The sequence below is a fragment of the Marinobacter sp. genome (assembly GCF_035268745.1).
In the GTDB taxonomy this organism is placed as follows: domain Bacteria; phylum Pseudomonadota; class Gammaproteobacteria; order Pseudomonadales; family Oleiphilaceae; genus Marinobacter.
Window position 1 is genome coordinate 1 of record NZ_DATFKH010000218.1, and the last position, 3117, is coordinate 3117.

Genomic DNA, 3117 nt, shown 5'->3' on the forward strand with positions numbered 1-3117 from the left:
CAGCCACCGGGGCTCAATCTGGGAGGCCTGATCAATCAGGTAGGCTGGCGTGCCCATGCGCTCCGCCAGCTCACGCAGGCGGTTGGAGTTCGAACTGTTGGGCGAGCCGACCACCAGCATCAGATCACAGTCACCGGCCAGTTGCTTTACCGCATCCTGACGGTTCTGGGTGGCGTAACAGATGTCATCCTTGCGGGGGCCCTCGATTTCCGGGAACTTCACCCTGAGAGCATCGATAACCCGGGCCGTATCGTCCATGGAAAGCGTGGTCTGGGTGACGTAGGACAGTTTCGAGGGATTTTTCACCTCCAGCGACGCAACATCTTTCTCGTCTTCCACCAGGTAGATCTCACCACCGTTACTGTGGTCATACTGCCCCATGGTTCCTTCCACCTCCGGATGACCATGGTGGCCGATCAGAACGCATTCCCGGCCATCCCGGCTGTACTTCATCACTTCAAGGTGAACCTTGGTGACCAGCGGACAGGTGGCGTCGAACACCTTCAAACCCCGCCGCGCGGCTTCGTTCTGCACCGCCTGGGAGACACCGTGAGCGCTGAAAATCACCAGCTTGTCGTCCGGCACCTCTTCCAGTTCGTCCACGAAGACAGCCCCGCGTTCCCGCAGGTTATCCACCACAAACCTGTTATGCACAACTTCATGACGCACATAGATCGGCGCGCCGAACACGTCCAGAGCGCGATTGACGATTTCAATGGCGCGGTCGACCCCGGCACAGAAGCCACGGGGATTAGCGAGTCGGATTTGCATAAAAACTACCTAGCGATATCAAACAAGTTTGCGGAAGCGGGTGGGTTGGGCCTTCCGGGATCGTCAAAATCACGGATGATTTTGCCGAGCGTACAGGGAAGTATTCACCGCGTATCCCGGAAGGCCCGACTCACCCGCTGACATACACTAAACTCAGCGGGCCCGAAGCTTAGTGAGCAGCCCCAACCGGCTCCACATCAATAATTTCCACTTCAAACGTCAGTGTACGCCCGGCCAGGGGGTGGTTAAAGTCCACCTCAACCTCGTCGCCCTCAACCCGGGCGATGACCCCCGGCAGCTCACTCTGGCGCGCATCGGCGAACGAAATCATCACACCTTTTTCAACCACCATATCGGCACTGAATTCATGGCGTTTGAAGGTCTGCACATTATTGGGGTTGTGCTGGCCAAAGGCTTTTTCCGGCGGAACTTCATAACTGCCGCGCTCACCGGCTTTCATGCCCATCAGACAGGCCTCAAAGTTCTCCGGGAGATTTTCATCGCCGATGTCCAGGGTGACCGGCTCCTTGTCGAACGTGGAATCAATCACTTCACCATTACTGAACTTGAGTGCAAAATTCAGGGTAACCCGGGTCTGATGGTCAACAGGAAGCTCTTTCATGGTTGCTTACTCCGGTTCCCGGTCACTCCGCTTTGTCTTTCGACTCACCGGACTGACGGAAAATATCGAGAATCATCATGCCGGCGCCAACCGTGATGGCGGTATCAGCAATATTGAAGGCGGGAAAGTGGTAGTCGTTCCAGTAAAAATGCAGAAAATCCACCACATAACCATGAACAACGCGGTCATACACGTTGCCCAGGGCCCCGCCAAGAATCAATACGATGGCAATGGCTGTCCAGGTTTCCTCAGCCTTCAGCTGTTTTAACCAGCGTACCAGAAATACGCTGACCACTGCCGCCAGCGTGACAAAAAACCACCGCTGCCAGCCGGAAGCACCGGCCAGAAAGCTGAAAGCGGCGCCGGTATTGTGCAACAGGGTCAGGTTGAACATCGGCATCACCGGCACCGGGTTGCCATAGCTCAGCATGGCCGTGGCCATGGCCTTGGTGCCCAGGTCCAGCGCAATCACCAGTGCCGCCAGCCAGAGCCAGCGAAGCTTGGACCCGGTTGCTTCACTTTGGTTCATTGCACTTTCCACAGCCCGGCTTCCATCAGGCGAAGGACCGGGACTCGCCCTGTCCCTCAACGTTGGTCACACAGCGGCCACAAAGGTCAGGGTACTCCTGGCTCTGGCCGACATCCGCCCGGTGGTGCCAGCAACGCTCACACTTGGCATGGCTCGCGGGGGTCACTTTCACCAACAAACCCTCATAAGACGTGCTCTCGGCATCACCGGCTTCGGACACCGGCCTTACGGTGGCCTCTGAAGTAATCAGCACAAAGCGGAGCTCTTCTCCCAGGTAACCAAGGTCTCTCGCCAGCTCGCCTTCACAGTAGAGTGTGACTTCCGAGCTCAGCGAACCCTTTATCTCACCACGGCCACGGGCCGCTTCCAGGCACTTGTTCACCGCTTCCTTGACAGCGGAGATCCGGGTCCAGTAGTTGCGGCCCAGCTCGGCGTTCTGCGGAAGCGCGGTCAGCCCCTCATACCAGGTTTCATAGAACACAGTGTCGCCACGCTCACCCGGCAGGTGCTGCCAGATCTCATCCGCAGTGAAGCTAAGGATCGGCGCAATCCAGCGCACCAGGGCTTCCGCTACATGGTACAGCGCCGTCTGGCAGGAGCGGCGTTCGCGGCTGTCAGCCTGGGTGGTGTATTGGCGGTCCTTGATGATATCCAGGTAAAAGCCACCCAGAGTGGCTTCGCAGAAGTTGTACACTTTCTGGTAAATTCGCAGGAAGTCGTAGTTCTGGAAATCCTCGTTCAGCTCCTGCTGCAGCTTCAGAGCCCTGTCCACCATCCAGCGATCCAGGGCAATCATGTCCTCCGGCGCAACCGAGTGCTGCTCTGGCTCGAAGCCGGTCAGGTTGCTGAGCAGGAAACGTGAGGTGTTGCGGATACGGCGGTAGCCGTCCGCTGTCTGTTTGAGGATATCCCTGGAAACGGTCATTTCACCGCTGTAATCCGTGGCCGATACCCACAGCCGCAGGATATCGGCACCCAGTTCGTTCATGACTTCCTGGGGCGCGATCACATTGCCCAGTGACTTGGACATCTTGCGGCCCTTGCCATCCACCGTAAAACCATGGGTGAGCACCTGCTTGTAGGGCGCCACACCATTCATTGCAATGGAGGTTTTCAGGGAGGACTGGAACCAGCCGCGGTGCTGGTCGGAGCCTTCCAGGTACATGTCCGCCGGGAACTGGCCCAGTTCCGGGCG

4 protein-coding genes are annotated in these 3117 nt (G+C 57.8%); all 4 read right to left on the minus strand.

Annotated elements, in window-relative coordinates; genetic code table 11:
• The coding region (gene ispH, locus VJ956_RS14300; RefSeq protein WP_324085715.1) for a 4-hydroxy-3-methylbut-2-enyl diphosphate reductase at nt 1-771 on the minus strand (771 nt) is incomplete at its 3' end.
• Between the two features lie 169 nt (nt 772-940).
• The gene (locus tag VJ956_RS14305) at nt 941-1393 is read right to left on the minus strand and encodes a peptidylprolyl isomerase (protein WP_324085716.1); all 453 of its coding nucleotides are present in this window, start codon (nt 1391-1393) and stop codon (nt 941-943) included.
• Nucleotides 1394-1415: 22 nt separating this feature from the next.
• Nucleotides 1416-1922, minus strand: a complete 507-nt coding sequence (gene lspA / locus VJ956_RS14310; protein WP_324085717.1) for a signal peptidase II — start codon at nt 1920-1922, stop codon at nt 1416-1418.
• A 25-nt stretch (nt 1923-1947) separates the two neighbouring features.
• Nucleotides 1948-3117: class I tRNA ligase family protein (locus VJ956_RS14315; protein ID WP_324085718.1), on the minus strand; the 1170-nt coding region annotated here is incomplete at its 5' end.

Coding starts and splice junctions, on each gene's coding strand:
- VJ956_RS14305 (WP_324085716.1), bottom strand. CDS start 1,393: ATGAAAGAGCTTCCTGTTGACCATCAGACCCGGGTTACCCTGAATTTT.
- lspA (WP_324085717.1), bottom strand. CDS start 1,922: ATGAACCAAAGTGAAGCAACCGGGTCCAAGCTTCGCTGGCTCTGGCTG.